Origin of the sequence: Bifidobacterium vansinderenii (assembly GCF_002234915.1) — a bacterium.
In the GTDB taxonomy this organism is placed as follows: Bacteria; Actinomycetota; Actinomycetes; order Actinomycetales; family Bifidobacteriaceae; genus Galliscardovia; species Galliscardovia vansinderenii.
In genome coordinates this window covers 115,333-142,252 of the sequence record NZ_NEWD01000007.1, presented here as the reverse complement: position 1 = coordinate 142,252, position 26,920 = coordinate 115,333, and the positions used below count along the sequence as shown (strand labels likewise).

At 63.1% G+C, this 26,920-nt stretch carries 23 protein-coding genes; 9 read left to right on the top strand and 14 right to left on the bottom strand.

The window, feature by feature from the left end; translation table 11 throughout:
• Window positions 1-464: 464 nt before the first annotated feature.
• Window positions 465-1,397 carry an SDR family NAD(P)-dependent oxidoreductase gene (locus tag Tam10B_RS04180; RefSeq protein ID WP_093960003.1) on the bottom strand — a complete coding sequence of 311 codons (933 nt, stop codon included), beginning with the start codon at window positions 1,395-1,397 and terminating at the stop codon, window positions 465-467.
• Between the two features lie 121 nt (window positions 1,398-1,518).
• On the opposite strand from Tam10B_RS04180, the gene Tam10B_RS04175 reads away from it, so the two are divergent.
• On the top strand, window positions 1,519-2,169 hold the full coding sequence (locus Tam10B_RS04175; RefSeq protein WP_093960002.1) for a TetR/AcrR family transcriptional regulator: 651 nt from the start codon (window positions 1,519-1,521) through the stop codon (window positions 2,167-2,169).
• Window positions 2,170-2,237: 68 nt separating this feature from the next.
• Here Tam10B_RS04175 and Tam10B_RS04170 read toward each other — a convergent pair whose 3' ends face one another.
• Window positions 2,238-3,041, bottom strand: coding sequence for a methyltransferase domain-containing protein (locus Tam10B_RS04170; protein WP_093960001.1), 804 nt, complete (start codon window positions 3,039-3,041; stop codon window positions 2,238-2,240).
• Between the two features lie 55 nt (window positions 3,042-3,096).
• Window positions 3,097-4,527 (bottom strand): MFS transporter, encoded by a 1,431-nt coding sequence (locus Tam10B_RS04165; protein ID WP_233133578.1) that lies wholly within the window; start codon window positions 4,525-4,527, stop codon window positions 3,097-3,099.
• Window positions 4,528-4,765: 238 nt separating this feature from the next.
• Between Tam10B_RS04165 and Tam10B_RS04160 the strand changes: the two genes are divergently transcribed.
• Window positions 4,766-5,671: a LysR family transcriptional regulator gene (locus Tam10B_RS04160; protein ID WP_093960000.1), complete on the top strand. Its 906-nt coding sequence runs from the start codon at window positions 4,766-4,768 to the stop codon at window positions 5,669-5,671.
• 45 nt (window positions 5,672-5,716) lie between these two features.
• On the opposite strand, the gene Tam10B_RS04155 is transcribed toward Tam10B_RS04160, so the two are convergent.
• Entirely contained in the window at window positions 5,717-6,055 is a 339-nt protein-coding gene (locus Tam10B_RS04155) for a winged helix-turn-helix transcriptional regulator (protein WP_332881255.1), read from the bottom strand.
• 159 nt (window positions 6,056-6,214) lie between these two features.
• Here Tam10B_RS04155 and Tam10B_RS04150 point away from each other — a divergent pair, with 159 nt between their 5' ends.
• Window positions 6,215-6,853 (top strand): NAD(P)-dependent oxidoreductase, encoded by a 639-nt coding sequence (locus tag Tam10B_RS04150; RefSeq protein ID WP_093959999.1) that lies wholly within the window; start codon window positions 6,215-6,217, stop codon window positions 6,851-6,853.
• An 88-nt stretch (window positions 6,854-6,941) separates the two neighbouring features.
• Here the strand turns inward: Tam10B_RS04150 and Tam10B_RS04145 are convergent, their stop codons facing one another.
• Complete coding sequence (locus Tam10B_RS04145) at window positions 6,942-7,481, bottom strand: PadR family transcriptional regulator (protein WP_093959998.1); 540 nt, start codon at window positions 7,479-7,481, stop codon at window positions 6,942-6,944.
• Between the two features lie 98 nt (window positions 7,482-7,579).
• Here Tam10B_RS04145 and Tam10B_RS13495 point away from each other — a divergent pair, with 98 nt between their 5' ends.
• Window positions 7,580-8,293 carry an NADPH-dependent F420 reductase gene (locus Tam10B_RS13495; protein WP_143248535.1) on the top strand — a complete coding sequence of 238 codons (714 nt, stop codon included), beginning with the start codon at window positions 7,580-7,582 and terminating at the stop codon, window positions 8,291-8,293.
• 190 nt (window positions 8,294-8,483) lie between these two features.
• Here the strand turns inward: Tam10B_RS13495 and Tam10B_RS04135 are convergent, their stop codons facing one another.
• The 3 genes from Tam10B_RS04135 to Tam10B_RS04125 all read right to left on the bottom strand — a co-directional run bounded on the left by Tam10B_RS04135 (window position 8,484) and on the right by Tam10B_RS04125 (window position 11,300).
• Window positions 8,484-8,972 (bottom strand): flavodoxin, encoded by a 489-nt coding sequence (locus Tam10B_RS04135; RefSeq protein ID WP_093959996.1) that lies wholly within the window; start codon window positions 8,970-8,972, stop codon window positions 8,484-8,486.
• A 293-nt stretch (window positions 8,973-9,265) separates the two neighbouring features.
• Window positions 9,266-9,748, bottom strand: a complete 483-nt coding sequence (locus tag Tam10B_RS04130; RefSeq protein WP_093959995.1) for a MerR family transcriptional regulator — start codon at window positions 9,746-9,748, stop codon at window positions 9,266-9,268.
• 193 nt (window positions 9,749-9,941) lie between these two features.
• Window positions 9,942-11,300 carry an MATE family efflux transporter gene (locus Tam10B_RS04125; RefSeq protein ID WP_093959994.1) on the bottom strand — a complete coding sequence of 453 codons (1,359 nt, stop codon included), beginning with the start codon at window positions 11,298-11,300 and terminating at the stop codon, window positions 9,942-9,944.
• Window positions 11,301-11,553: 253 nt separating this feature from the next.
• Here Tam10B_RS04125 and Tam10B_RS04120 point away from each other — a divergent pair, with 253 nt between their 5' ends.
• The 4 genes from Tam10B_RS04120 to Tam10B_RS04095 all read left to right on the top strand — a co-directional run bounded on the left by Tam10B_RS04120 (window position 11,554) and on the right by Tam10B_RS04095 (window position 16,387).
• Window positions 11,554-13,260 (top strand): vWA domain-containing protein, encoded by a 1,707-nt coding sequence (locus Tam10B_RS04120; protein ID WP_233133577.1) that lies wholly within the window; start codon window positions 11,554-11,556, stop codon window positions 13,258-13,260.
• Entirely contained in the window at window positions 13,260-13,988 is a 729-nt protein-coding gene (locus tag Tam10B_RS12885; RefSeq protein WP_143248534.1) for a 5-bromo-4-chloroindolyl phosphate hydrolysis family protein, read from the top strand. Before Tam10B_RS04120 ends, Tam10B_RS12885 begins: the two co-directional genes overlap by 1 nt.
• On the top strand, window positions 13,985-15,085 hold the full coding sequence (locus Tam10B_RS13490) for a hypothetical protein (RefSeq protein WP_233133576.1): 1,101 nt from the start codon (window positions 13,985-13,987) through the stop codon (window positions 15,083-15,085). Before Tam10B_RS12885 ends, Tam10B_RS13490 begins: the two co-directional genes overlap by 4 nt.
• Before the next feature lie 159 nt (window positions 15,086-15,244).
• Window positions 15,245-16,387, top strand: coding sequence for a toxic anion resistance protein (locus Tam10B_RS04095; protein ID WP_093959992.1), 1,143 nt, complete (start codon window positions 15,245-15,247; stop codon window positions 16,385-16,387).
• Window positions 16,388-16,825: 438 nt separating this feature from the next.
• Here the strand turns inward: Tam10B_RS04095 and Tam10B_RS04090 are convergent, their stop codons facing one another.
• The 6 genes from Tam10B_RS04090 to Tam10B_RS04065 form a co-directional block, all read right to left on the bottom strand.
• Entirely contained in the window at window positions 16,826-17,758 is a 933-nt protein-coding gene (locus tag Tam10B_RS04090) for a metal ABC transporter solute-binding protein, Zn/Mn family (RefSeq protein WP_408606627.1), read from the bottom strand.
• A 1,470-nt stretch (window positions 17,759-19,228) separates the two neighbouring features.
• Complete coding sequence (locus tag Tam10B_RS04085; RefSeq protein ID WP_093959991.1) at window positions 19,229-19,672, bottom strand: Fur family transcriptional regulator; 444 nt, start codon at window positions 19,670-19,672, stop codon at window positions 19,229-19,231.
• 291 nt (window positions 19,673-19,963) lie between these two features.
• Window positions 19,964-20,806: a sugar phosphate isomerase/epimerase family protein gene (locus Tam10B_RS04080; RefSeq protein ID WP_198947520.1), complete on the bottom strand. Its 843-nt coding sequence runs from the start codon at window positions 20,804-20,806 to the stop codon at window positions 19,964-19,966.
• Between the two features lie 50 nt (window positions 20,807-20,856).
• The gene (locus Tam10B_RS04075) at window positions 20,857-22,011 is read right to left on the bottom strand and encodes a Gfo/Idh/MocA family protein (protein ID WP_093959989.1); all 1,155 of its coding nucleotides are present in this window, start codon (window positions 22,009-22,011) and stop codon (window positions 20,857-20,859) included.
• Window positions 22,012-22,147: 136 nt separating this feature from the next.
• The gene (locus tag Tam10B_RS04070; RefSeq protein ID WP_093959988.1) at window positions 22,148-24,208 is read right to left on the bottom strand and encodes an FAD-dependent oxidoreductase; all 2,061 of its coding nucleotides are present in this window, start codon (window positions 24,206-24,208) and stop codon (window positions 22,148-22,150) included.
• Between the two features lie 67 nt (window positions 24,209-24,275).
• On the bottom strand, window positions 24,276-25,073 hold the full coding sequence (locus Tam10B_RS04065; RefSeq protein WP_093959987.1) for a 3-ketoacyl-ACP reductase: 798 nt from the start codon (window positions 25,071-25,073) through the stop codon (window positions 24,276-24,278).
• A gap of 375 nt (window positions 25,074-25,448) precedes the next feature.
• Here Tam10B_RS04065 and Tam10B_RS04060 point away from each other — a divergent pair, with 375 nt between their 5' ends.
• Complete coding sequence (locus tag Tam10B_RS04060) at window positions 25,449-26,699, top strand: MFS transporter (protein ID WP_158214128.1); 1,251 nt, start codon at window positions 25,449-25,451, stop codon at window positions 26,697-26,699.
• Window positions 26,700-26,920 lie beyond the last annotated feature (221 nt).

The window sequence follows — 26,920 nt, the reverse complement described above, 5'->3', positions numbered from 1 at the left end:
ATTCATACAGGATTCATGGGAGGGCGGCCCCTTTTACGATGAGGGGCTGTCCTCCCCATAGACATCAGGCACCGTTTCGGACCACGCTCGGAATCGCATCGATGTTGATAAGCGACTTGGTCGCTCGGCGCTCATCCGACTCCCCCACCTCTCACTTGCAACCTCGGAAACAGCCCGCTATAGATTCGCATCAACGGCAATCCGCGAGTTCTGTGCGGATTCCGCCAGTTCGCAGACACCAATCCTCGAGTTCTGTGCGGAGAAATCGGCATGAACGAAGTATGACCGTTGAAATTCCAAGCGCCATACTTCGGGTTTTGCTTGTACGGCGCACAGAACTCGAGGATTGGTGTTGACGGGACCTCAAAATCCGCACAGAACACGGAGTTAGACACGTCAAAACGACCGATTTGGTCCAATCCGCCGAAGAACATCGGCCCAACCGCCGCGTCACGGTCCGGAATTCAGTCCGCAACCCCATTTTCTCCCCCACTCCGGCCGGTCAGCATGGACGCTCCGCCCAGATACGGCGCGCAGGCACGCGCGCAATAGTCCCAGATACGATGTTCGCCTTCTTCCGACAGCCATTTGGCGTTGATGCGCTTGCGACGCTCATGCCCCCAGAACTCGCCGCTCACTCCTTCCACGGATGAGTCGGCCGCCATAAGCACGCTGGTGCGCGCGCCATGGGCGGCGCTGCGGACGAACGGCAGCCATAGGATGAGCAACGGCAGCATCCACGGCGACTTGCGGATCGATTCCCGCTGCAGCGAGGTCACCGCGGATCCCGGTTCCACTGTGTTCACCGTGACGTTGCGCACACCGGCCGCTTTGAGCCGCGCATCGAACTGCCGCATGAGCCACCAGACATACAGCTTCGAAAGACCGTAGGCGCGCGGCATCGAATAGTTGCGCTCCAATTCGATATCATCGAAGATCGGACGCCCGCCCTGACGGTAGGATTCGCTGGCGACGGTGACGATGCGCGCGGACGGGCTGCGCTCCAGCAGCGGCAGCAGCAGGTTCGTCAGGAGGAACGGCGCGAGCGTGTTGATGGCGAACGTCTTCTCATGACCTTCCGCCGTGGTCTCGCGAACGGAGCCGAACTGTCCGCCGGCATTGTTGACGAGTACGTCAAGATGGTCGAAGGTCGCGGCGATGTCATCGGCGAACCGCGCGACTTCACTCATCAGCGACAGATCGGCGATACGGGCGTGCACGTTGTGGTTGCCGGTCCGGTCGACGACCCAGTCGCGGGCCTCCCGCGTCTTGTGCGGGTTTCGACCATGCATGATGATGACGTGCCCCTGCGCCGCAAGCGCGAGCGCGGTTCGTTTGCCGATGCCGCTGGATGCGCCGGTGATGAGGATGATCTTGCTGCGACGGGCGTCGTTCATGGCTGTTGTTCGCTTTCCCGATTATGGTGGTACAGATGTGACATCACTGACGATAATCATCGGCGAACAGCCGCCGCAAGCCGTTACGGCTCGGCGATGACAGAACGCGAGGAACTGTGACATGGCAACGAGCAACCATTCCCACCCATCCGGCGGGCATGCCGAAGTCCGATCCGGCATGCGCCCCGACGACCGTCGACTGGCCACACTGCATCGCAACAACGAGGAAGCCAACGCCTTTGTGCGCGAATGCATTGAAGGGGCGCTTATTCAACTGATGGAGACGAAACCGTTCGTCTCCATCACTGTTACCGACATCGCGCGACGGGCAGGCGTCTCCCGCAACGCCTACTACCGCAACTATGCCTCGAAGGAGGCGATTCTCGACGGGTTTCTGGCCACCATCTTCGCGGAGATCAACCGCAGTCTGCTTCAATACGATCCGATGACGCAGACCCGCGAGGCATGGCTGACCATGCTGGCCGGCGTGCGTCGCATCGCCCCGCAGTACCGGCTGATTCTGCGGGCCGGGCAGGCCGACCGACTACGCGAACGGATGTGCGCGAGCATGAACGGCAGCGCCTCCCGTCATGAGGTCGGACCGCGGTACGCCGCCGCCTATTGGGCTGGCGCGATCTGCGAAGTGATCAACCAGTGGGTGCTGCACGACATGGACGCATCGGACGACGAGCTCGCCGACATCATGACCGATCTCATGCTTCACGGCGTCGCCACCGCCGGCCGCTACCACACCGGCTGCCAGGCGACCTGACCGACCCGCAACGCGTCAAGCGCGCTCGGCTGAGCCGCGCCTCGTCCCCGCCGCCGGGCAATACCCCGCTACCCGCGTACGGCGGTGAAGAAGAATCGCGGGAAGGGGAAGATGATGCTGCCGTCGGACTGCGTCGGATAGGCGTCGCGCACGCGGCGGAAGACCTCGTTTTCGAAGGCGGCGCGTTCGCCGTCGTCCGCGAGCGCCTGCAGGTACGGTCGCAGTCCGGTGCCGCGATACCAGTCCATGATGGCCGCGTGCGAGGGCAGGTTGTGCATGTACGTGATCTTCCAGATGCGGAAGGTCTCCGTCAGCTCGCTGCCGTGCAGCAGCTCCCAGTATTCGGGTGGGGTGAGGTTGAAGAACTCACGCTGCTGCGGAAGCCGGTCGGCGTATTTCGGCGAATGCACAACGTCGGCGATGATGCGGTGGATCGGCTCCTCGTAGTTCATCGGCGTCTGCACGGCGAGCATGCCGCCATGGCGCAGGAGACCGAGCAGCGCGGGAATGAGCCGCGGATGGTCCGGCACCCATTGAATGCACGCGTTGGAGAACACGATATCGAAGTCATGCGGCAATGCGGCGAGATCTCCGGGTTTCGACACGTCGCACAGCGTGAAGTCGATGTCGGGGTGGGCCTTGCGCGCGGCGTCGATCATCTCCGGGGAGCTGTCGACGCCGAGGATCCTCGCCTGCGGATAGCGTTCGCGCAGTACGGCGGTGCTGTTGCCAGGCCCGCAGCCGATGTCGAGCACGCGGCGGACCGTGCCATCGTCCGTCGGCAGCTGCATCGCCAGATCACGCGACGGCTGCGTGCGCTCGTTCCTGAATCGCAGATACTGTTCCGAATCCCATTGCACGGTTTGCGTCATGCGATTCACCCTATGACCACGTTGGTCACAATTCGGTCATAGGGTCGCATATTGGTCAGCAATCCCGCCAGCGAAGCAGCTCGAACACCAGCACGTAGGCGAGCAGGATCGCGGAGGCGATGAACACGCTGCGCAGGGCGAGTGTGAGGCTGGGCAGGAACGTGGCGATCACGCCGAATACGGCCACGCCGATCGCGCCGCCGACCTGACGGAACGTGTTGAACATGGCCGAGGCGATGCCGGCCTGCGCGGAGTCCACGCTTTTGAGCACCACGCCGGCGGCGGACGGCGTGGTGATGGCTGCGCCGAATCCGACGATGCTGAGCCCGGTGGCGATCACCCAGACGGGGATCGGCGCGGGTGTGAGGAATTCGATCAGGAAGCCGACGATCATGATCGCAAGGCCCAATGTGATCGAGAATTTGGAGCCGCGCGCGTTGATGATCTGCCCGCCGGCAAGGTTGCCGATGATCGTGACGAACGCGGACGGCACGAACACGAGTCCGGCGGCGAACGGGCTCATGTGCAGTTCGTTCTGCAGGAACATCGTGCAGATGAACACCATGCCGTACCAGTTGAAGATCATGATGAATCCGATCTGCAACGCCACCTGCATGCCGCGCACGCGGAATAGGTTCAGTGGCATCATCGGCGCGGCGACCTTCTTCTGCGAGAGCAGGAACGCGACGAGCGCAATCAGGCCGGCCGCCAGCAGCGCGAGCGTGACGGGTGCCGCAAATCCGATCGAGCCGACTTCGATGATGCCGGCGACAAGCGCGGTCAGGCCGATCAATGACAACGCCTGGCCGAGCCAGTCGAAGCGGATGGCACGATTCGGCGATGGCTTGATCCAGTGCGCGACGGCCAGGATCATGAGGCAGAACGGCACGTTGATGGCGAACACGAGACTCCAGTGGATCGGTGTGAGTAGTCCGCCGAGCAGCGGGCCGACCGCCGATGCGGATGCGCCGCCCGCACCCCACAGGGCCAGCGCCCACGAGCGTCGTCGCGGGTTCGGATTGGCCTCGTTGATGAGCGCCATCGACGCGGGCAGGATCAGCGCGGATGCCACGCCGAGCAGGCATCGGCCGGCCACGAGCGCGGCCATGGACCAGGCGAACGAGCAGAACAGCGAGGCCGCGCCGAACAGTGTGGCGCCGGCGAGGAACAGTCGTTTGGCGCCGAACCGGTCGGTCAGGCTGCCGGCGAGGAGCAGCAGCGCGGCGAACAGCAGCGTGTAGCCGTCGACGACCCACTGCTGCACGGCCATGTCGCCGCCGAGTTCCGCGGCGATGGTGGGCAGCGCCACGTTGACGATGAGCACGTCCATGCCGGCGAGGAACGATGCGACCGCCGCCGCGAACGTGGTGAGGTTGGAGGAGAGACGATCGCCGTGGGATGCGGTGTCGTCGTGCGATCGCGTGGCGTTCGTTGCATTCGGCGCATGCGGCACGTTCATGGCCGTCGTTCTGATGGAATCCGTCATATATCTCCTGTGTTCTCTGACTTGGATTACAGCGATTTGTATATTCATCCGGTTATTGCAGTAGCCATGATATTCTCAAGAACAGTTGAAAAATAACGGTTCATAAATGCTTATGGTTCATAATCCATAAACCATAGGTTTACAATACAAGCCTTGGCTCCCCTCGCTGAGGGGAGCTGTCAGCGCAGCTGACTGAGGGGAGCCCACCCGCAATCCATCCATCAACACGGGAGTTCATATGTACGACAGACGCCTCGATGCGATCCTCGCCGCGGCCGAGCTCGGCAGCTTCGGTCGGGCGGCGGCGCATCTGCACATCTCCACGCCGGCGCTCATCAAGCAGGTCAACGGATTCGAGCAGGAGCATCATCTCACGCTGTTCAAGCGCGGCCGCGCCGGCGTGACGCTCACTCCGGTCGGAGTGTCGCTGGTCGCCGACGCCTACGACATCATCGAGGAGTCGAAGCATGCGCTGCGTCGGGCGCAAAGGATGACGGGCGCCAATGCCAGCATCCGCCTCGGCGTCTCCCTGCTGCGCCCTGCCACGGCGTTGCTGGACCTGTGGTCGCGGCTCGCCCCGGCCATGGCCGCGCACAATCCCCCGATCCGCCTTGAGCTTGTGCCGTTGTCGGACGCGCCGGACGGATTCCTGTACGAGCTCGATCATCTGGGCGGCACCGTGGACGTGGTGGTCACGGGATTCTCCCGCACCAATTGGAACCACCCGTGCAGAGCGGTGCAGCTGGCCGAATACCAGCTGTGCATGGGCGTGCCGTTGACGAACCGGCTGGCGAATCGGGCGCGGCTGACCGTGGATGACCTGTCCGGCCAGCGCGTGCACTTGCCGCCGATCGGCGGGGGCGACGCGCTGGACGATGCTCGGGCACGGCTTGCGGCCAATCCCGGTGTCGAACTCGTGGATCTGCAGCGGTACGAGTTCGACGTGTTCAACGAATGCGCGCAGTCCGGCGACCTGCTGCTGGCGAAGAGCATCTGGCACAACTTCCATCCGTCCATCCGACTGATTCCGATGGACTGGGACATCACCGTACCGTACGGACTGCTGTACGCACAGCATCCGACGCCGATCGTCCGTGATTTCGTTGCGGCCGTGGCCGAACTGGCGGGCGAGAACGGCCAGTAGCCGTGGATGCTCGAACGACGACAAGCGATCGCTCGGCAACGGGATTCAGGCGACGCCCACACGCTCCTTGTACCGCTCTCCCCAATCCCACAGGGCGTCGATCACCGTCTGCAGACTACGGCCAGTGTCGGTCAGCGAGTATTCCACGCGCGGGGGCACCTCGGCGTACACCTTGCGGCTCACCAGACCGTCGGTCTCCATCTGCCGCAAGTTCGCGGTGAGCACCTTCTGCGAGATGTGCCCGATGGACCGCCGCAGTTCGCTGAAGCGCTTGGTGCCGTCGAGCAGGTCGCGCACGATGAGGATCTTCCACTTATCGGAGATCAACGTCAGCGTCGTCTCCACGGGACACGCCGGGAGCGCAGTGATATCGACCATGTTCATACCTCGTCAGATCGTTGGAATTGCACAATGGTTCCTTTTTGGTAACTATGGAACTTTCAGGTGCCTTCTTCCGTTTTTGAATGTACTCCAATATCGTACTATCACATCGGCGGCTGCACAAGAGTCGCCAAGGAACACCACACATGCAAGGAGCACACCATGACGAAGATCGCAGTCATCGCAGCCAACGGCAAGTCCGGCCGTCTCATCGTCAAGGAGGCCGTCGATCGCGGCCTCGATGTGACCGCCGTCGTGCGCGGCGAGAACCGGACCGTCGCACCGCACGCCATCGTCAAGGATCTGTTCGATCTGACCGCGGCCGATCTCGCCGGATTCGACGTGGTCGTCGACGCGTTCGGCGCATGGACGCCGGACACGCTGGACCAGCATTCCAAGTCGATCGCCCATCTGGCGGACGCGCTTGCCGGGACCGACACCCGACTGATCGCGGTCGGCGGCGCGGGAAGCCTGTACGTGAATCCGGAGCACACGCTGCAGCTGTTCGACACCCCGGAATTCCCGGCCGAGTATGTGCCGCTGTCGAAGGCCCAGGGCGCGGCGCTCGATGTGATCCGCAAGCGTGACGACGTGCGCTGGACGTTCGTGTCCCCCGCCGCCGAGTTTCTGCCCGATGGCGAGCGCACCGGCCGCTACGTGCTGGCCGGCGAGGAGCTGACCACGGACGATGAGGGCAATAGCGTCATCAGCTACGCCGACTACGCCACCGCCATCGTCGACGAGGCGACCGCGGCCGACGCCGACGCACACATCGGCGAGCGCATCTCCGTGCGCTGGTAGGCCCATGACAAAATCCGCGATTCACAGCGTCATTCGGAAGTTCTCCGACCCCTATGGCGGGGCAAAGACGCTGTGAATCGCGGATTTTTTATTTGCCGTCCGACTCCAGACCAAGTTCGCCGCGCAGCCATGCGATCTCGGCGGCGATCTCGGCGTCGTGCACCCTGATGATGCCCCGACGGTACGGGTCGTCGATCTGATCGAGCGACAGCGGGTTGCCGGCGTCGCAGTAGAAGAAGTGGATATCCTGCCCAGCGAGCAGATCGTAGCGGCGGCGCAGCACCGCGTCACGGTCGTCCTTGTCCGGCACGACGCTCAGGAACGTGAGCACGACGGTCCACTTGGCGAAGTCGGTGATATAGAAGCCGCTCGCCCCTTTCAGCTCCTCGATCAGCTTCTCGCGGCCGGCGTCCAGCAGTGTGAACACGCGGCGCTGGCGTCCGTCTCGGGGCTCGGAGCGCTCCGAGATCAGTCCGGCGTTCACCAGACGGGTCGTGGCGGGATAGATCGCGCCGTCACTGAATTTGCGCGCGTATCCCTGCAGCTGCTCCATCTTCTTGCGCAGCTCGTATCCGCACATGGATTTCTCCGAGAGAAACCCCAGAATCATCATTTCTATCAGGCTCATACCTCTAGCATACCTCGTTTCGACACGCCACGTTTAGACATATCTCTATTCGAGGTATATAGTCATAACCAACGCCGCGAGATACCTCGAAAAGAGATATGTCGAAGCGAGATAACTTGATCAATCACAACCCGAACCCAAAAACCGCCGGCGGTGCTCACCGACGGCAACCACTTGAAAGGAACGCAACCATGACCAACATCACCATCTTCGGCGCAGGCAACATCGGATCCGCCGTGGCGGGCATCGCCGTCAAGGCCGGCGCGAACGTGCAGGTCATCGACCGCAACCCCGACAAGGCCGCCGCGGCCGCCGAAGGCGTGACCGGCGCGAAGTTCGGCGCGGCCGAGATCACCGGCAGCATCGTCGTGCTCGCCCTGCCATTCCCCGCCTACGCCGAGGTCATCGCCGCCTACGCCGACCAGCTCGCCGGCAAGACCGTGGTAGACGTGGCCAACCCGATCGACTTCACCACCTTCGACCTGGCCCTGCCGGAAGGCGCCAAGTCCGCCGCCGAGTACCTGGCCGGCAAGCTGCCGCAGTCAACGATCGTCAAGGGCTTCAACACCACATTCGCCGCCACCTTGGCCCTCGGCGTCAACGACGGCGCCCCCACCGTGGTGCAGCTGGCCTCCGACGACGATGCCGCCAAGAAGTCCGTGGCCGCGTTCATCGAGGCCGCCGGTCTCAAGACCGTGGACGCCGGCCCGCTCAAGCGCGCGCAGTACCTCGAGGGCTACGGCGCCCTGCAGATCATCCTCGGCGTGACCGAGCAGACCCCGTGGACCGGCGGCTTCAAGATCGTGAAGTAACCCGGCCCGGCACCGAGCCCGCTCGACTCGCGCAATAGGAGCGCGCCGATAGCGCCAGAAACCCCGAAATCCGCTCTTTGCAGCGCCAGACACCCGAAATCGACACGAAACGGGTGATCGGCGCTCCAGAGAACGGATTTCGGGGTTTCTGTGTTTCAGGGGACGGTAAGGAACAAGGACGGTGACGCGGTCACAGTCCCAGTTCGTCGACCCACTTGGCCAGTTCGCGCTCGCTCACGTTCGCGGCGAGGCGACGGCCCTTCTCCCATTCGGCGTCGGGCGCGGAATCGTGCAGCTGCACGCCGTCGGCGCCGCGCACGCTCGAGCCGGATGTGGCGAACGTCACGATGGTCTTGCCCTTCCAATCCTGACTTTCCAGGAACGTGCGCACCACGCGCGGCGCGGTCTCCCACCACAGCGGGTATCCCACGAACACCACGTCGTACGGCGTCACGTCGATCGGGTGGTCGAGCGCCGGACGGATCGACCGGTCGCGCTTCTCCATGCTCGAACGGCTGGACGGATCACGCCAGTCGATGTCTGCGGCAGTGTACGGCTGTGCCGGTACGATCTCCTTGATATCGGCGTCGGCCGCCGTGGCCAGTCGCGCGGCCACCGCCCGTGTGGTGCCTGTCGCCGAAAAATACGTGACCAGAATTCGCTTGCCTGACTTGCCCATATGAGGCTCCTTTCCTATACGATTCCAGTCCTATAGACCTCGAGCGCTTGAAGTCAACGACTACGCCGTCAGCGTTTTCGCACGATCCGCCCGAAAACGCCCGACAATGGGGTCCGCCTGAACCGGGTATCGAGTTTTGTGGTTTTTCCTTGCCCAGATCGACCCAAAATCACTCCACGCGACCGTCATCACCGGCCCTCAAACCGGTATTCGGCCTTTCAAAACCACAAAACTCGGCATCCCGATGCCAGCGACCGCGGAAAACCGATATTCCGCCCCTGCAATGGGCACAATCAGCGGCCGACGCCGCCCGCCACCTTGCCCTCCACCTGCAGATGCTTGACCTTGTCCACGATGTCGGAGTTCTCCTCCAGCAGACGCCGGGCGTCTCCCTCTCGTCCTTCAGCGACGGCGCGCCAGTAGAGCGTCTTGAACGACACGTACGCCTGCTGCATGCGGATGACCTCGGCCTTGGCGGCAAGTCGCAACGCCTGCGCGTCAAGCAGTTCCATCTGCCGACGGGCGCCCTCGGCCCCTTCGGCGGCGTTGGCAAGATACTCACGCATGGCATCGAGCGGCATGCCGGTGGACGACAGGCACGAGATCGTGGTCAGCCGTTCGAGATCGGCGTCGGAATATGCGCGGTGCCCGGAGCTCGGATCGCGCGCGATCGTCGGAATGATGCCCACCTGCTCGTAGTAGCGCAGCGTGGATTCCGGCAGTCCCGAGATCAGCGACGCCTCTCGGATGGTGTGCCATGTGGTCGTAGCGCTCATATCATCGATCCTTTCCGAGTCGGTCTTCCATTCGTGTTCATCGAGATCACTCAATCACGGGTCGGAGGAAATGGCCAATACGTTTACGCCATGCGAAGGTATGCGGATCGGGTATGGCGGGTGGGCTATCCTCTCCTACCACATTTGCACGTTCGCGCGACAGCTCCCTCCCGCGGAGGAAGCACGTAATTCATCAGTACAGGGATCTGAGGATGCGACGCTGGATGGGAATGGTGACCAGAAAGGTGAGGACGTCGGACACGGACTGTGCCATCTCCACGCCCAGCACGCCAAGGAAGTGCGGCAGGATCAGCACGGCCGGCGCCAGAAACAGTCCGGTTCGGCATACGGCGAGGAACGAGGCGATGCCGGTCTTGCCGAGCGTCTGGCTCATCATGTTGCCCATCATGTTCACGCCGTTGGTCACCACCGTGATGCATTGGAAGTGCAGCGCGGCCACACCCACCGCCACCACGGCCGGGTCCGAGCGGAAGATCTCGACCAGCTGAGGGGCGAACGACCAGATCAGCAGGGCAAGCACCACAAGTACACCGGTGGCGAGCTTCACGCAAAACCAGTAGGCCTGCCGCACACGGTCGTACTTGCCGGCACCGTAGTTGTATCCGCAGACGGGCTGGAACCCCTGTCCCAGGCCGATGATGATCGAATTGGCGCCGAGCATGATGCGCATCACGATGGCCATGCCCGCGATGGCCGCGTCGCCGAACGGGTTGGCGGCGATGTTCACGCAGGTGGTGGCGATCGATCCGGCGCTCTGACGGATCAGCGACGGCAGGCCGCCTCCCGCGATCTCGCGCAGCAGCAGCACGTCCGGCCGGCAGTTGCGCAGCGACAGGCGGATCACGCCGAACCGGCGGCTCATCGTCGTCAGAATGATGAAGCTCACCGTCTGGCAGATGCCGGTCGCCAATCCAGCACCGAAGATACCCATATGCAGCACGAAGATGAACAGCGGTGCGAGCAGGAAGTTGAGCAGCGCGCCGGTCACCAGTCCGATCATGCCGAACGCCGACTGCCCCTGATAGCGCAGCAGACCGTTGAGCGAGAACGATCCGCACACGCAGGGCGCCGCCATGAGGATCGGCGTCAGATACTGCACGGCGTACGGTGCGATCGTGGCGGTCGAGCCGAGCATCATGACCAGCGGATGCAGCGTGACGAGTCCGACGACCGCCACGGTCAGGCCACACAGCACGGATCCGGTGAAGCCAACGGCCAGCAGTCGGGCCGCACGATCGTCGTTGCGCTTGCCCAGTTCGCGACTCATGGAATTGCCCGCACCGTTGCCGAAGAAGAATCCGATCGCCTGCAATACGGTCATGATCGAAAACGCGATGCCGATGGCGCCGGACTGGGATGTGCCGAGCTGGCCGATGAAGAACGTGTCGGTCAGATTGTATGCGGTGGTGACCAGGTTGGAGATCACCGCGGGCAGGCACAGTCTAAGGATTAGCGGCCTGATCGGGCTGGAGGTCATCTGTCGGTATTTGGCGTCGGCACTCGCTCGTTTGATCGTATGCATGCGAACCACGGGACGGTACTGTACTCGCCCGTCGGAATCGGGAGGTTTCCCGTTCGGAACATGGAAAATACGCAAACTACCCGCACGATATGCGGAATACATGCAGAGTTCACCATGCGTTTAACTTCATACCCTCCTATGGCAATGTTCCCGATCGACAATGATCATAAGGATATGTGCCTTTCCGCCAAACAGACGTTGGGAAGGCCTCGACAGGGGAGACAGGATGCTCGGACCACGAACCGCATCGATAACACAGGCATTGAGAAAACGTACGGTCGCGGTGGTGGCGACGGTGCTGGCGACGGCCATGATGCTGGCCGGGTGCGCGGGCGGAAACGACAACGCGAACGGCGGTTCTGGCAACGTGTCGGACGGCTCGTATTCCACCACACCGACGTCGGGCGACGTCAAGACCCAGGAGTTCAAGCCGAAGTCCGGCTCCCCCACCGCCACGCTGAAGATCGCGTCGGGCTCCGAGAACCGTGAGGTGGCGGGCGCCATCCAGAAGGCCGTGGACGACTCCAAGGTGGCCGTCACGCTTGACTACATGGGTTCGCTCGACATCATGAACACGCTCGAGAACGGCGGCGGCGACTACGATGCCGTCTGGCCGGCGTCGAGCATGTGGATCTCGATGGGCGACACCAAGCACATCGTCAAGAACGCGCAGAGCACGTCCACCACGCCGATCGTGTTCGGCATCGCGAAGAAGAAGGCCCAGCAGCTCGGCTGGGCGAACGACGACGGCACCACCAAGTCGGTGGCCACCACCGACATCATCGACGCCGTGCAGTCCGGACAGCTGAAGTTCTCGATGACCAGCGCCACGCAGTCCAACTCGGGCGCGTCCGCCTATCTGGCATTCCTGACGGCCATCGCCAAGACCGGTCAGGCGCTCACGCAGGACGATCTCAACAAGTCCGACGTGCAGAACTCGGTCAAGACGCTGCTGTCGGGCGTGGACCGTTCGTCCGGCTCGTCCGACTGGCTCAAGGACATGGTCGTGGCCAACCCCGACCGGTTCGACGCGATGGTCAACTACGAGTCCCTGGTCATCCAGGCCAACAAACAGCTGACGAAGGACGGCAAGGATCCGCTGGTGGCGATCTACCCCGCCGACGGCATCGCCGTGTCCGACTCGCCGCTCGGCTACGTGGACCGCGGGCAGAAGACCGACAAGGCATTCGGCGAATTCAGCAAGGCGCTGCAGTCCAAGAGCGCCAAGCTGCTGTTCGAGGAATCCGGTCGCCGCACCGGACTCGGCGGCGTGCTCACCTACGCCGACAACGCCAAGGTGAAGGACTCGTTCCGCTCCGAATGGGGCATCAACGCCACGTCGTCCGCGCTCAAGACCATCCCCATGCCCTCGGCCGACGTGATCACCTCGTCGCTGAGCGTCTACCAGACCATCCTCAGAAAGCCCAGCTGGACCGTATGGGTGGTGGACTACTCCGGCTCCATGGAAGGTCAGGGCAAGGACGGCGTGGTGCGCGGGCTCAACGCCGCACTCGACCCGGATCAGGCCAAGCAGGCCCACATCGAGCCCGGCAACGACGACGTGAACGTGCTCATCCCGTTCTCCTCCAAGGCATTTGACCCCACCAAGACCACCGGCACCGACACGAGCGCCATCCTGAACACGGGATCCGACACCCGGCCGAACGGCGGCACCGACATCTACGCGGGACTCGAGGCCGCATTGAAGAACAACATGCCCGACGACTTCTCCAAGTACACCACGGCGATCGTGCTCATGACCGACGGCCAGTCGCAGACCGGCAACAAGGACGCATTCACCGCCGACTACAAGGCCAACGGCCATGAGGTGCCGATCTTCCCGATCATGTTCGGCGAGGCCGATCCCAGCCAGCTCAACGAACTGGCGAGCCTGTCGAACGCCAAGGTGTTCGACGGCCGCACCGAGGATCTGGCCACCGTGTTCCGTCAGGTGAAGGGATACAACTGATGCTCAGCGTCATCGCCAGCTTCGTCGCGGGCCTGGCGCTCGCGCTACTGGGATTCTGGATCTGCGGCGGCGGCATCCCCGGAACCGTGGTCGCCCTGATTCTGGCCGTGGCCGGCTATGTGGGCGTGGGCTTCCTCACCCAGCCCGAACGCAAGCTCGGCCAGGTGCTCGCCTCCGCCATCCCCAACGGGCAGAAGGCAGTGGAGGCCATCGACGCCGCCAATGCGAATCTGAGCGCCATCGGCAAGCTGCGCTCCCAGGTGCGTGATCAGCTCGTGGGCAAGGAGGTCGACGACTTCGCCGTGGCCACGCGCGCGCTCGTGCAGTTCGTGGAATCCAACCCGCAGTCGTACGACACGCTGCGCCACTACGTGAACGTGTACGGCGTGCAGACCGAGAAGCTGCTGCGCGGCTACGTGGAGGTGGAGCAGTCGGGCGCCACGGATCAGATCGGCAAGGCGCGCACGGAGACCATCGAGGCGCTGCAGGTGCTTGAGCAGACGGCGGCCGGAGAGCTGTCGCGCGCGGTGGAGGCCAAAACGCTCGCCCTGTCCGCCGATTCCGACGCGATCGTTCGTCTGGCGAGCATGGACGGATACACGGCGTCGCCGAGTGCTCCGGGAACGTCGGGCGCTCCGGGAACGTCGAGTGCTTCAGGAACGCCGGGCGCGCAAGAAACGCAGACGCCGCAGAACATGGGGCCGCAAAGCACGGGAGGGAATCGGTGAAAATCGGCAAATCGAAGATCATAGGCCTTGCCGCGCTGCTGGTCGTGGTACTGGTCATCTGCGGCGCGATAGCGTTCCGCGGATGGCAGCAGAAAAACACGCCCACGCCGGTCAAGACCGAAACGATCAGCGGGTATCTCGGCGGCGAGAAGATCAGCCTGTTCGAGGATCAGAAGTTCCTTGACCTGGCGAAGAAGAACGGCCTTGACGTCGACTATCGCAAGGCCGGATCGCTGGATATGATGACCGCCGACCGCAACGGCATGAGCTATCTGTTCCCCTCCTCCAAGGTGGCGGTGGAATACGGTAAGGCGCAGAAGATCGACACGTCCGGCGCCGACATCGTATTCAACAGCCCGATCGTGATCTACACGCACAAGCAGGTGGCCGACTCGCTCGTGGCAAGCGGCCTGATGAGTCAGGAGAACGGCGTCTACCACATCGACATGGCCAAGGCCGTGGACGCGATGACGAACGACAAAAGCTGGGCCGATGTGGGGTGGAAAGACGGATACGGACAGTTCCGCATCGACTCCACCGATCCGGTGAAGTCGAACTCCGGCAACGAGTACGCGGCGCTCGTCGCAGACGTGCTCAACGGAGGGCAGCCGGCGACCCCCGATTCGGTGCAGCGCGACAGCGCCACCATCCAGGCGATCTTCGGCAAGTCCGGCTGGATGGACTCCAGCTCGGAGGACAGCTTCAACCAGTTCCTCACCCTTGGCGTGGGCTCCAAGCCCATGATGATCGGCTACGAGAACCAGGTGCTTGATCTGGCCGTCAACCAGCCCGACGCGTGGAAGCAGGTGAAAGACGACATCGTGATCGTCTACCCCACTCCCACCGTGTGGAGCACGCACATGCTGATCCCGCTCGATGACAAGGGCCATAAGCTGCTCAATCTGCTGAAGAGCGACGATGTGCAGAAGCTGGCATGGCAGCAGCACGGATTCCGGTCCGCGAACTTCAGCGGCACTGACGGCATCAAGCGCTTCGGCGTGCCGGGCACGGTGGATCAGGTGACGTCGGTGACCGAACTGCCGAGCAACGACGCCATGCAGGCCATCATCGCCATCCTGCAGAAGCAGCAGGGATAGCAAGACCGGATTCCGGCGCCCCTCTTCAGAGGACTGGGGACCCGGTCTTGTGGTTCCGTCCCGATCCTCCGGCTCCCCTCCCCCGAGGGGCTGCGACTGAGGGGAGCCACGCACCCAATCCCCTAAAACGTTAACCAGAATAGAAAGGCTCAACCAATCATGAAGGAAATCTCACTCAGCGACCTCGCCGGTTCGAACGCGACCTCCAGCTCTGATCTGACGACACCCGTCACAGCCGACAAGGACGTGGCCGTCACCCCCGACCAGCAGATCGCCAAACTAAGCCCGGCCGATCAGGCCCGGGTGGTTCAGCTGGCCGAATCGCTTGACCTGACGCGTTCGGGCATCGAATCCTCATACGGCAAGGACGTGCAGCGCGCCACCTCGAGCTTCGCCGACGACATCCTGTCCCACACCCGTTCCAAGGACGCCGGACAGGCCGGCGAACTGCTGCAGGGACTGCTCGTCACCGTGGATGAGGCCGAGCTCAGCGGCGTGAAGAAGATCCCGATTCTCGGCACCGTGGCCGTGAGCATCGCCAAGCTGCGCCGCCGTTACGAGAAGGTATCGTCTCAGATCGACGACATCGTCAGTCAGCTCGAGCGGGCGCAAAGCCAGCTGACGAGCGATATCAGCATGTTCAACACCATGTACGACCGCAACGCCGAGCAGTACCGCGATCTCAAGATCACCGTGCTCGCCGGAAAGAAGGCGCTCGACGACTTCAACACGAACCAGCTGCCCAAGCTTGAGGAGCAGGCTAAGGCGTCGCAGGACCCGATGCAGGCGCAGATTCTCTCCGATTTCAAGGCGAAGCTGGAACGGTTCGCCAAGCGACTCGACGATCTGGATCGCGTGAGCGTGATCTGCCTGCAGACCGCGCCGCAGATCAAGATCATCCAGAACGCCGATCAGATGGTGTGCGACAAGATCGATACGACGATCTCCACCACGATTCCGGTGTGGAAGAGCCAGATGGTGATCGCACTCGGTCTGGAGAACCAGCGTCAGGCCCTCGAACTGCAGAAGAAGACCGACGACGTGACCAACCGGCTCATTCAGGCCAACGCCCGTGCACTGCACCAGAGCGCCGTGGAGGCGGAGAGGGCGAACCAGCGTTCCGTGGTGGACATCGAAACGCTGGAGAAGGTCAATTCCGAGCTGATCTCCACGCTGCGCGAGACCGTGCAGATCCAGCGCGAGGGCAAGGCCAACCGCGAGGCCGCCGAAGTGAAGATGCGCCAGCTCGAAGGCGACCTGAAGAACGCGCTCATCGAGAACGCCCAGTCCCTGGGCCGGTAGTCGACACGGCTCTGAACGCGGCAGACGGATGGGGGGTCTCATCGGCGAGATCACCTCATCCGTCCGTCTGCGACGGCCACCTTCCCCTCAAGGGGAAGGAAAGGGGTGAGACCAGTCAGGCTTCCCCTTGAGGGAGAGGAGAGCTGCCGGCCGAAGGCTGACCGATGGGGTGCGTCTTATGTCAGTCAGGCTTCCCCTCGAGGGGAAGCTGTCAACCGAAGGTTGGTGCGTCTTGTACTATTCAGGCTTCCCCTTGAGGGGAAGCTGTCAACCGAAGGTTGACTGATGAGGTGACGCGACGCAGTCGCCGGCAAAACGACATCGTCCTTGACGATGACTCTTGACTCACGCGTCCGTCACCCGTAGCTCACCTCATCCGTCCGTCTGCGACGGCCACCTTCCCCTCGAGGGGAAGGAAAGGGTGCGGCGCGTCCGTCACTACTTGACGGCGGCGGCGAAGTCGTCGACCAGCGCCCCCATCCAGTCGGTGAGGTCGTCGTATTCCTTGGGCATCTGCTCGGTGAGCTCGACCGTGGGCACGGAGCCCTTCTTGGCGGCGGCGATCAGCTGCTTGGTGGTGGAGTCCTCCTCCTGGGTGTTGAGCACGAACGTCTTGATCGAACCGGATTCGAGTGCATCCACGAACGCCTTGATGTCGGCGGGCGACGGCTCGCTCTCGTTGGCGCTGGCGTTCTTGTAGCCGTCGGTGGTGGCGTCGGTCATGCCCAGATCGTCGGCGAGGTACCAGGCCACGGATTCGCTGGCCGCATACGGCACGCCCTCGGTCGTAGCCTTGGCAGCGTCGATCTTGTCCTCGACCGCCTGCTCCTTCTCCTCCCAGGCCTCGTGCTGCTGCTCGAAGTACTCCTTCTGGTCGGGCAGGGCCTTCACATAGGCCGCGGTGATGGCATCGGCGGTCTTCTCACGCACGTCGTGCGAGAACCAGACGTGCGGGTTGTCGCCGTCCTTCTTTCCCGCGGTTTCGGCGGCATCCACCACGGTGGCCTTGGTGGAGTCGGCGGCCTTGGACGCCCAGGAGTCGTAGTCGGCGCCGTTGATCACGGCCACCTGTGCCTTGGAGAACGCGGCGATGTCGGAGGACGTGGGCTCGTAGTCGTGCGCCTCCACGTTGGTGGCGGTCATGATGGACTTGACGTCCACCTTGTCGCCGCCGAGATCGCGCGCCACCGATCCCCACTGGTTGATGCTGGCGACCACTTCGATCGTGCCGTCGGCGTTCGCGGACGCGTCGCCGGAATCCGAACCGGCATTGCCACAGGCGGCGAGCCCGCCGATCATCACCAGCGCGGCGACGCCGGCCACCACTCGCTTCAGTCCATTGGACTTTGCACGCATCTTCTCCATCATCATTGCATTCCTCATCATCTACCGTTGTTGGAATCAATCGGATCAATCCATATTGATATCCGTTATCAATAACTGTGATGCCCAGTATACACGCCTTAATGAGATTCATTATCATCAGCGTGTCGAAAGCACCGCACTGCGCCATCCAACGCGCGTCGTCCAAAGCGCAACGCTCATCACGCACCGCTCCGCGCACGCCGCCCATCACGCGCCGCTCATCGCACGCCACTCATCACGCGACGCTCATCGCACGCCATTCATCGCGCGTCACCCATCGCATGTCACTCATCGCGTGTCACTCATCGCATGTCACTCACCGCACACCACCCACCACCCATCACACACCGCTTATCGCACACCACTCATCGTGCGACACTCATCGCACGCCACTCATCACGCACCGCTCATCACGCACCGCTCATCGCACGTCACTCATCACGCGCCATTTCACCACGCACCGCTCATCGCGCGTCACTCATCGCATATCCCAGCATCAGCCGCACGTCGGCGCACGCCTCACACCGACACACAGCCCCCCCGCACAAACAAAACCACGCCGCCGCACGCTGTTTTCACAGCGCGAAATACCCGAAATCCGCAATTCACAGCACGAAACACCCGTCGCAGCCCTACCGAGGCTTCCTTTTGACGCTGCGAATCGCCGATTCTCTCGCTTTTCGGACGCAGCCGACCACGATGCGAGCGCGACGGACACGAATACCCCGATCCCGAGGCATTTTGGGGCGTCAAATACCCGAATTCGGCTCTTTGGGGCGTCAAATTCCCGAAAATCAGGCAAAAAACGGGACTTTGGCGCCCCAAAGAGCGGATATTCTCGCATTGTGACCATCTGCCCACGATGCGTACGCATTCTTGCCCAATTTGGGAGTCATAACGAATTTGGGAGTCGAAACGAAACGCCTGCGACGATTGTGCACGCTCACAATGTCTCGTTTCGACTCCCAAGTTTTCGCGCCGTCGCATTCCGACTCCCAAGTTTCCCGAACGATGATTTGATGCGCGGACCAACTCGAGCACCGCACCCGAATGTTCCAAGCACCTGAACCACGCGCCCCGCCAACGCGTTCAATCCCCGACCGAACAAACATCAAGCAAGAACAGTCCACAGACCACGAGCAAATGAACACGTCGGAGCAGGCGCCAACCGTGGGTCAGTCCGCACGCAAAGAGCGAAGGCAGACAGGCCGATGAACAGTTTGTCGGTGATTTCGGTCAGTTCGCGCACAAAGAACGAAAGCCCCTTGCGAACAACTGCTCACAATGCAGGCGAATACGAACCCAGACGAAATCGTTCCGCCGGATTCGGACGATCAATGCAGCCAGCGAACCATTCAACTCGAACCATTCAACTCGACCGGCCGTCCAGACGTTTGACCCAGACCGCCGACCCAGACGACCAACCCAAGCAACCAACCCAGACCGCCGACCCAGACAACCGGTCCGGACGGCCGATCAGACCGTCGCCGGATCCACGCCCGTACACTCACTCCCCGGCTCGGATTCGGCGGCGCACTCGGCGCAGATACCGAAGATCTCAAGAATGTGGTGGCTCACGGTGAAGCCGTTGTCGCGCGCCACCTTGCGGAACCATGCCTCGCTCGGCGGCTCGATGTCGATGGTCTTGCCGCAGCGCTCGCACACCAGATGATGGTGATGCCGCGTGGCGTCCTCGCCACAGTCGCGGAACAGCTGCTCGCCGCCCATGCGAATGGTGTCGGCCTCCCCCGCCGCGGCCATGGCGTTGAGCTGACGGTACACGGTGGCCAGACCGATCTTGGAGCCGGAGTCCTGCAGTCGACGATGCAGATTCTGCGCGGAGACAAAGTCGTCGGTCTGTCGCAGTGCCTTGCGAACCGTCTCCTTCTGAACCGTTCGCCTCGTCTGATGCTCGACCATGCATACTCCCGTTGATCATTGCCCCGAAATATTCCGCGTTCCATCATAGGCCACGTCCGGCCGGGAGCGCCGGCGTGACAAGGAAAGGCCTTCGTCCCGAGGATGATTCGGAACGAAGGCCTGATAACCGATCACAGAATACGTTGGATACATGGATAGGCGACGGGCACGTTGCGGATGTCGTACGACATGGCACTGTGGCGTATGGCATCCGTGAGCACGATCACCTCATCCGTCCGTCTTCGACGGCCACCTTCCCCTCAAGGGGCAGGAAAGGCGGGATGCTAAGGATCAGAGCGGCCAGTAGGGGGACACTTCCTTGTCGAAGGCGTCGGACACCTTCTTCGCCACGACGGCGGGGTCGGTGTCCCAGATCTTCTGGTTGAACAGCTCGCATTCGATGTCGCCACGCCAACCGGTGTTCCACACGGCCTCGGTGAGCGGCTTGAAGTCGATCACGCCCTCGCCCATGTAGTGACGGCTGAGCAGCGGGTCGGCTTCGAGCGGGGTCTTCCAGTCGCACACCTGATAGGTGGCGATGCGGCCCTCACGACCTGCGCGGGCGATGGACTCCTGCACCTGCGGGTCCCAGAAGATGTGGAAGGTGTCGACGGTCACGCCCACGGCCTTCGGGTTGAACGGCGCGGCGATGTCGAGCGCCTGGCCGAGCGTGGACACGCATGCGCGGTCGGTGCAGTACATCGGGTGCAGCGGTTCGATGGCCAGCGTCACGCCGGCGTCAAGTGCGTCCTTCTCGAGTTCGGAGAGCGCCTCGCCGATGCGCAGACGGGCGCCGGTCAGGTCCTTGGAGCCTTCCGGCAGACCGCCGACCACGAGCACGAGCACGTGGCAGTCGAGCGCCGCGGTCTCTTCGATGAGCTTGCGGTTGTCGTCGATGGAGGCACGACGGGCCGGGCCCTCCTCCATGGTGAAGAAGCCGCCACGGCACATGGTGGATACGCGCAGGCCGGAGTCCTTCACCATCTTGACGGCGGTGTCGAGGCCGACCTCCTCGACGGGTTCGCGCCACAGGCCGATGCTCTGGTAGTCGGCCTCGGAGCACACGCGCAGCGCGGTGGCGAGATCGGCGTACTTGATGGTGGCCTGATTCATCGAAAGAATCGGATTCGTCATGATAATGCTTCTTTCAGCTAGATCAGCCGACTTGAATCAGCCCGGATCGATCAGATCAGGTTCTCGGGAACTTCGATCTTGCGGCCTTCCTTGGCGCTTTCGTAGCCGAGCGAGGCCAGGCGCACGCCGCGGGCGCCGGATTCGAAGTCGTACGGGTAGGGCTTGTGCTCGACGAGGGCGCGGATGTACTCCTCCCACTGGGCCTTGAAGCCGTTCTCGAACTGCTCGTCGGTGGCGATCTCCTGCCAGTTGTCCCAGTAGTTGTGCGGATCCGGAACGTCCGGGTTCCAGAAGGCCAGCGGCGTGGCCGGACGGGCCTGGATCTTGGCGGTGAACAGGCCGATCACGGCGGAGCCGAGCGTGCCGTCCACCTGGAACTCGACGAGCTCGTCGCGGAACACGCGGGTGTTCCAGGAGGAGTTCATCTGCACGGTGATGCCGTTGACGGTGTTGAACACGGCGTAGGCGGCGTCCTCGGCGGTGGCGTCATAGTGGTTGCCCTGCTCGTCCCAGCGGTCGGGGATCTCGGTCTTCGCGTCGGCGTACACGTCGGTGATGCGGCCGAACAGGTTCTCGATGATGTAGTTCCAGTGCGGGAACATGTCGGAGATCATGCCGCCGCCCTGCTCCTTCTTGTAGTTCCAGCTGGGGCGCTGGGACTTGTGCCAGTCGCCTTCGAACACCCAGTAGCCGAACTCGCCGTGCACGGAGAGGATGCGGCCGAAGAAGCCGGAGTCGATCAGACGACGCAGCTTGAGGAAGCCGGGCAGGAACAGCTTGTCGTGCACCACGCCGGAGACCACGTTGTTCTCCTTGCCAAGCTTGACGAGTTCGACGGCGTCGTCGAGGGTCTCGGCGATCGGCTTCTCGGTGTACACGGCCTTCTTGCCGGCCTTGATGGCCTTCTCGATGGCGGCAACGCGAGCGGAGGTGACGAGAAAGTCGGCGTACAGCGGGTACTTGTCGTCGGCGAGGACAGAGTCGAGATCGGTGGTGTACTTCAGACCGCCGTGCTTCTCGGAGACCTCCTTGAGCTTCTCCTCGTGGCGGCCGACCAGGATCGGGTCGAGCTGCACGCGGGAGCCGTCGGACAGTTCGACGCCGCCCTGCTCGATGATGGGGAGGATAGAACGGACCAGATGCTGGCGGTAACCCATGCGGCCGGTCGCGCCATTGAGAATCACGCCCAGAGTCTTGTCTGCCATGATGGTGTTCCTTTCGGGATTGTGTGTGTTTGTTTGATTGATTTGTTTGTCAGTTGAGTTTTGATGCCTGTAGGGCTTTCCTTCCCCTTGAGGGGAAGGTGTCACGCATCGCGTGACGGATGAGGTGGCCGACAAATCAGTCGATGTTGCCGGTCTCGCGGTAGGAGCGCCAGACGTTCTCGAAGAAGTCGTCATCCTCGGGGATCTGGTGCACCGGGCGCCAGCTGCAGTTCACGCTGCCGGCGGCCTTGCCTTCGCCGTCCTGGCGGAACGCGGTCTCCTGCACTTCGCTGTTGAACGCTCCGTCGTCGAGCTTGAAGCGGAAGATGTCCTCCATGTCGAGCGGCGTGTTCGCGTCGTCGCCGTAGCCCTTGACCGGCAGGTCGCCGTCGGGGTTGGTGTACAGCACGGATCCGCGCGACGTGTTGCCCGCGTGCTCGGCATACTCGGCCATGGCGCCCAGGTACACGTAGGCGGTGGTGAGGATGTCGCGCACCAGGAAGATGCGGTCGACGCTGCGGCGGGAGCCGAGCTTGGCGCTCACGGTGGTCTCGTATTCGTCGAGCCACTGGCCCACCTGACAGAATGCGGCCTCGACCTTGTCCTTCTGGCGGACGGGGCCGGCCTTGGCGCTCATGAGGTTCTGCACGTTCTTCAGGTAGTCGTGCACGTTCTCGGCGCCGGATTGTTCGGCGCGGGCGGTGGCGGAGTCGAGCAGATCGAACGTCTCCTTGACGCGGGCCTCGGCCGCTGCGGCGAACTCGTAGTCGTCGAGCACCGGAGTTTCGGCGCGACGGGCCGAGATGTAGGTGGCGGCGCGGGTGGCGGCCACCTGTCCGGCGTTCAGCGCGGAGCCGCCCGGACGGTATACGCCGTGCACGCCGTCGACCTCGCCGGCCGGGAACAGGCCTTCCACGTTGGAACGCCACCACGGGTCGATGACCAGACCGCCGTTGTTGTGCTGGGCGCACAGGTCGATGCGCAGCATCTCCTTCTCCAGGTCCACGCCGGGGTTCTTCTCCAGGTAGAACTGGTAGGCGGGCTCGTTCATGTGGCACAGACGCTCGATCGGCGTGCCGGTGAGGGCGCCGGCCTGCTCAAGGTAGTCGTACGCCTCCTTGTCGAGCTTGGATGCGTCGAGCTCGGGCTGCATGGGGTTGGAGCGGAAGTCCAGGTACACCTTGCGGCCGCGCAGCACGGTCTCGCGGTAGACGAGCAGGTCGATGAGCGAGCTGCCGTCGCGCGCCTTGCGGATGTCGAACGGCCACTGGTAGCCCTTGAGGAAGATCAGGGAGAGCTGACGGCCGTAGTCCGGGATCGCTTCGGTGAGGAACTCGCGCTCGCCGGAGCCGTCCTGGGCGGTGGAAACGAAGCGCGGCAGTACCTGCATGTAGGTGCCGGACACGTTCCACTTCGGGTTGGTGGAGGCCAGACCGAACTGCCATTCGGTGAGGTTCTTGCCATCCACACCCGCACGGTAGGCGGCGCCGGAGGCACCCCACTGGCCGTTCGGGTACACGCGGTTGCCATAGATGCCGGCAGGGCCGCCGGTCGCGTACACGATGTTCGGAGTGCGGAACACGAGGAAGCGGGACTCGTCGGAGCCCTCCTCCACGTCGGTGCGCAGGACGAGCAGGCCGATCACGCGGCGCTCGCCGTCCTTCTCGGCGGTGAGGATGTCGACCACACGGCAGCGGTCGTACGTCGGAATGCCCTTGGATTCGACCGAGGCCTGCAGGTGCTCGACCATGGCCTTGGACGTGTACGGACCCACGGAGGTGGCACGGCGGCGGGGGTCGTGATCGGTCTTGTAGCCGATGTACTCGCCATACTTGTTGCGCGGGAACGGCACGCCGAGCTCGCACAGGTGCAGGAAGCCCTGGGCGGAGACGGCGGCCTCCACGAGCGCGGTGTCGCCGTCGACGGCGCCGCCTTCGAACAGGGTCTGCGCCATCTCGCGCACGGAATCGGGGTCGCCTCCCGACAGGGTCAGCTTGTAGTAGGTCTGCTTGTCGGAGCCCGCGTTGCGCGAGGTGCCGCCGTTGATGTGGTCGGCCACGAGCGCCACGTCCTTGACGCCGAGGTCGTACAGGCGTTCGGCGGCGCAGTATCCGGCCGAGCCGGTGCCGACCACGATGGCCTGACGGGTGACGACGGGGACTTTGTGTCCTCCGATCACCAGTGTGGTTTCGTTCATGATGTCGCCTTTATTTACGATTGTCGTTTGCGAGATGGGTATTGATAGATATGCGCGGGGTTGCCGATCAGAGCACCGGAATGTGCATACCGCCGTCAACGTTGATGATGTCGCCGGTGGAGTACGGGGTGTTGCCGGAGGCGAGGATCGCCACGGCGCCGGCCACGTCGGCGGGCTTGCCCCAGCGGCCGATCGGGGCGCCGCCGTTGGCGAAGAACGTGTTGTACTTGTCGTGCACGGTGGAGGTCATGCTCGTGGCGATGATGCCCGGGCGGACCTCGTAGACCACGATGCCTTCGGGGGCGAGACGCACGGCCCACAGCGAGGTGGCCATGTGCACGCCGGCTTTGGAGATGCAGTACTCGCCGCGGTTGAGCGAGACGGTCTCGGCGGAGGTGGAGGCCATGTTGATGATGGTGGCCACCGGCTGCTCCGGGGGCTCGGGCAGCTTGTCGAGCGGTCCGCGCAGTTCGATGACGCGGTTGGCGAAGGCCTGGGTGAGGAAGTAGGGTCCGCGCAGGTTGATGTTCAGCACGCGGTCGAAGCTTTCGGGGGTAGCCTCGAGCAGGTCCTTGCGCTCGCGGGGGGCCACGCCGGCGTTGTTGACGAGCACGTCCAGACGGCCCCACGCGTTCACGGCGTCGTCGAGGTAGCGCTTGTGGTCGTCGAGGTTGTCGACGGAACCCTTCACGTAACGGACTAGGGAGTCGTCGCCGGCCTCGGCGCGCAGTTCGGCGAGCGCGTCGACGGGCTCGTCCGAGACATCGAGGATGGACACGGCGAAGCCGTCGGCAATCAGGCGCTTGGCAATTCCGAAACCGATTCCCTGCTTACCACCAGTAACAAGAGCAACTTTGTGCGTCATCGCAATCTCCTTAACGGTTTTCTTGCTGTCGTTTTGAACCATACACCATTTTGAAACCGGTTTCAAATCGACCTCAAAAATCACTCGCGACACGCCGGCGAAAACCGTCGTTCGGACACTACTCGGCAGTCCCCCAAACGACCGCGCGTACCACCCGCCTTCCCAGTTGTTGCAACGGTTTGCCTTCGGTTCGCCCCGGAACGCGACACGCCGAACTGCCGATCCGTGCCGATCGAGTGCCGAACCATGTTCATTTCATTGCGTGTTATCGTATTTTCCAGCGATGTAACTAGTTACCTGACTCAGGTGTCAGGCAACCATGTCATCTCCATTGGTACGTTTCTTCTCATACTCAATCCCCTGCAAAGGAGCACGATGAACATCAATGTCAACAACGCGGCAGTCACCGACGCGCAACAGCCCAACTTCCCCTGGCGCCCGTCGATCGCCCAGTTCTTCGCGACCATCGGCTTCTACGCCCCGTTCTTCGGCATCAGCGCCGTGCTGCTGCCCGCCAAGATCGAGATGATCGCCCCCGACCAAAAGGTCTCCATGGTGGCGAGCGCCACCAGCATCACGCTGCTCATCTCCGTGTTCGCCGGATTCATCTGCGGCGCGCTGTGCGATATGACCCGTTCCCGCTTCGGTCGCCGTACCCCGTGGATCGTCGGCGGCGGCATTCTCGCCACGATCTGCCTGATCATCTTCGCCACTTCGTCCAACGCCACCGTCGCGCTCGGCGCATGGTACGTGTATGTGGTGTGGTACAACGCCGTCATGGCCGCCGGCATGGCGTGGATGCCCGACCTGATCGCCCCGAAGCACCGCGGCACCGCCAGCTCCATGTTCGGCGTGGCCACCCAGATCGGCCTCAACGGCGCGCAGTCGCTTGCCTCCCTGTACATCACCAACGTGTCGACCGGTGTGTTCATCCTGCTCATCGTGGCCGATATCGCCCTGATCCTCGCCGTCGTGATCTGCCAGGAGAAGTCCAACAAGGACATGCCGCGCGAGAAGTTCTCGCTGGCCGCCGCCAAGGAAAGCTTCCTTCCGCCGGCACACGCCGGTCGCGACTACTGGTTCGCCGCGCTCGCCCGACTCATGTACATGATGCCCGGCGGCATCGGCACCTACCGTCTGTACACGCTCACCGACTACATGCACACCCCGGCCGAGGCGGCCGCCAAGTGGATGAGCCTCATGGCCGCGCTGAGCCTGGTCATGGCCATCGTCGCCGCCGTGATCTCCGGCCCGCTGGCCGACAAGATGAAGACCATCAAGGTGCCGGTTGCCATCGCCGTGTTCCTGGTGGGCGTGCCCTGCTGGCTGCCGTTCTTCGTGCCCACGCCGCTCATGTACACGATCTACGTGGCGCTCTCCGGCCTCGGCGGCGGCATCTTCGTGGCCCTCGACCAGGCGCTGATGACCTCCGTGCTGCCCAACCCGAAGACCGCGGCCAAGGATCTGGCCTTCCTCAACGTGGCCGGCACCATCGGCCAGATGCTCGCCCCGCTTCTGGCGGCGGCCGTGATCGGCATCTTCGGCTACATGGGCCTGTTCCCGATGGGCTTCATCGTGCTGTCCATCGCCGCGGTGTCCGTCTTCGGCATCAAGGGCGTCAAGTAAATCCGTCCGGCATTCACCGGACTGGGAGGACTAACTCCCCTCCCCTAACCGGTCGGATCGGTCACCTCTCTTTCTCCGATCCGACCGCTATATCCTCGCACCTCGTGCGAACTCTTCCGGGAAGCGGTTCACAAATGCGCGATACCCGGGAAGCACCGTTGAAAACCCGTACGTCGAATCGGGTATCTCGTATTTGTGAACCGCCATTCCGGAGGAATACA

Bases quoted from the DNA above. Each gene is read 5' to 3' on its own strand.
- Tam10B_RS04150 (WP_093959999.1), top strand. From the start codon at position 6,215: ATGACGAAGATCGCAGTCATCGCAGCCAACGGCAAGTCCGGCCGTCTC.
- Tam10B_RS04060 (WP_158214128.1), top strand. From the start codon at position 25,449: ATGAACATCAATGTCAACAACGCGGCAGTCACCGACGCGCAACAGCCC.
- Tam10B_RS04085 (WP_093959991.1), bottom strand. From the start codon at position 19,672: ATGGTCGAGCATCAGACGAGGCGAACGGTTCAGAAGGAGACGGTTCGC.
- Tam10B_RS04180 (WP_093960003.1), bottom strand. From the start codon at position 1,397: ATGAACGACGCCCGTCGCAGCAAGATCATCCTCATCACCGGCGCATCC.
- Tam10B_RS04080 (WP_198947520.1), bottom strand. From the start codon at position 20,806: ATGACGAATCCGATTCTTTCGATGAATCAGGCCACCATCAAGTACGCC.
- Tam10B_RS04175 (WP_093960002.1), top strand. From the start codon at position 1,519: ATGGCAACGAGCAACCATTCCCACCCATCCGGCGGGCATGCCGAAGTC.
- Tam10B_RS04160 (WP_093960000.1), top strand. From the start codon at position 4,766: ATGTACGACAGACGCCTCGATGCGATCCTCGCCGCGGCCGAGCTCGGC.
- Tam10B_RS04130 (WP_093959995.1), bottom strand. From the start codon at position 9,748: ATGAGCGCTACGACCACATGGCACACCATCCGAGAGGCGTCGCTGATC.
- Tam10B_RS04095 (WP_093959992.1), top strand. From the start codon at position 15,245: ATGAAGGAAATCTCACTCAGCGACCTCGCCGGTTCGAACGCGACCTCC.
- Tam10B_RS04165 (WP_233133578.1), bottom strand. From the start codon at position 4,527: ATGACGGATTCCATCAGAACGACGGCCATGAACGTGCCGCATGCGCCG.
- Tam10B_RS04145 (WP_093959998.1), bottom strand. From the start codon at position 7,481: ATGAGCCTGATAGAAATGATGATTCTGGGGTTTCTCTCGGAGAAATCC.
- Tam10B_RS04070 (WP_093959988.1), bottom strand. From the start codon at position 24,208: ATGAACGAAACCACACTGGTGATCGGAGGACACAAAGTCCCCGTCGTC.
- Tam10B_RS04090 (WP_408606627.1), bottom strand. From the start codon at position 17,758: ATGATGATGGAGAAGATGCGTGCAAAGTCCAATGGACTGAAGCGAGTG.
- Tam10B_RS04155 (WP_332881255.1), bottom strand. From the start codon at position 6,055: ATGAACATGGTCGATATCACTGCGCTCCCGGCGTGTCCCGTGGAGACG.
- Tam10B_RS04075 (WP_093959989.1), bottom strand. From the start codon at position 22,011: ATGGCAGACAAGACTCTGGGCGTGATTCTCAATGGCGCGACCGGCCGC.
- Tam10B_RS13495 (WP_143248535.1), top strand. From the start codon at position 7,580: ATGTCGAAGCGAGATAACTTGATCAATCACAACCCGAACCCAAAAACC.
- Tam10B_RS12885 (WP_143248534.1), top strand. From the start codon at position 13,260: ATGCTCAGCGTCATCGCCAGCTTCGTCGCGGGCCTGGCGCTCGCGCTA.
- Tam10B_RS04170 (WP_093960001.1), bottom strand. From the start codon at position 3,041: ATGACGCAAACCGTGCAATGGGATTCGGAACAGTATCTGCGATTCAGG.
- Tam10B_RS04135 (WP_093959996.1), bottom strand. From the start codon at position 8,972: ATGGGCAAGTCAGGCAAGCGAATTCTGGTCACGTATTTTTCGGCGACA.
- Tam10B_RS04065 (WP_093959987.1), bottom strand. From the start codon at position 25,073: ATGACGCACAAAGTTGCTCTTGTTACTGGTGGTAAGCAGGGAATCGGT.